The organism is Nocardiopsis oceani, from assembly GCF_054777395.1.
In genome coordinates this window covers 1-878 of record NZ_BAAHAR010000126.1, presented here as the reverse complement: position 1 = coordinate 878, position 878 = coordinate 1, and the positions used below count along the sequence as shown (strand labels likewise).

Genomic DNA, 878 nt, shown 5'->3' with positions numbered 1-878 from the left:
CGGGTCAGGTCAAGCCGATGCGCCGCCAGGCGAACCGGCGCCTCCCAGCGCGGTCTCCAGCAGGTACACGATCTCTGAGTTGATGGACCGCCGGTCGTGCCTGGCCTGGTCGGCCAGACGCGCGTGCAGGTCCGCGGGGAGCCGCAGTGTGATGCGCTTGTCTTCATCCATACCTCCACGATAGACGAAAAATGACGTCTGGCCGGTGTATGATTAGTGTCATGACGACACTGAAGCACGCGGGTGCAGGTGAGGCCGGACATGCCCGGTACACCTACCGTCTGCGCGTGTCGTCCACGGCCAAGCGGGCTCTGTCGGCCGAGTGGGACCGGTGCCGGTGGGTATGGAACCAGTGCGTGTCCGCCTCCCAGGCCGCGCACAAAGCTTGCGAGAAGTGTGGTCCGGCGATGCTGGACAAGCAGCTCACCGGATGGCGCGCTGACAACGCATGGCTGCGCGCGGGTGCGAGCGTCCCCCAGCAGCAGACCATCCGCGACTTCGCCAAGTCCCGCACCAAGGCGCTCAAGGACATCAAGAACCGGGTTCCCCTCAAGCAGCGCTTTGGGATGCCCCGGTTCAAGAAGAAGGCCCTGGCCGCCCCGACGCTGAACTACACAAGGCGCGGGTTCTGCCTCAAGGACGGGTACTTGCGCCTGGCCGGGGGCATCCAGATCACGGTCGTGTGGTCGCGCGATCTGCCCGCCCAGCCTTCCAGCGTCCGGGTGTACCGCGACAGCCTGGGGCACTGGTACGCCTCGTTCGTGGTACCCGCTGCCTGCGAACCGCTGCCCGAAACGGGTGGGGTCATCGGGATCGACTGGGGCGTCAAGGAGGTCGCGACCACCACCAGCCCCGAACACGACCTTGCGCACGCCGAG

Annotated in this window: 2 protein-coding genes; one reads left to right on the top strand and one right to left on the bottom strand. The window is 66.5% G+C overall.

The window, feature by feature from the left end:
• Positions 1-9: 9 nt before the first annotated feature.
• Positions 10-171: an Arc family DNA-binding protein gene (locus tag ACYVDG_RS32680; RefSeq protein ID WP_460764177.1), complete on the bottom strand. Its 162-nt coding sequence runs from the start codon at positions 169-171 to the stop codon at positions 10-12.
• A 50-nt stretch (positions 172-221) separates the two neighbouring features.
• Here ACYVDG_RS32680 and ACYVDG_RS32675 point away from each other — a divergent pair.
• Positions 222-878 (top strand): RNA-guided endonuclease InsQ/TnpB family protein (locus ACYVDG_RS32675; RefSeq protein ID WP_460764171.1); only part of this gene is annotated, 657 nt, incomplete at its 3' end.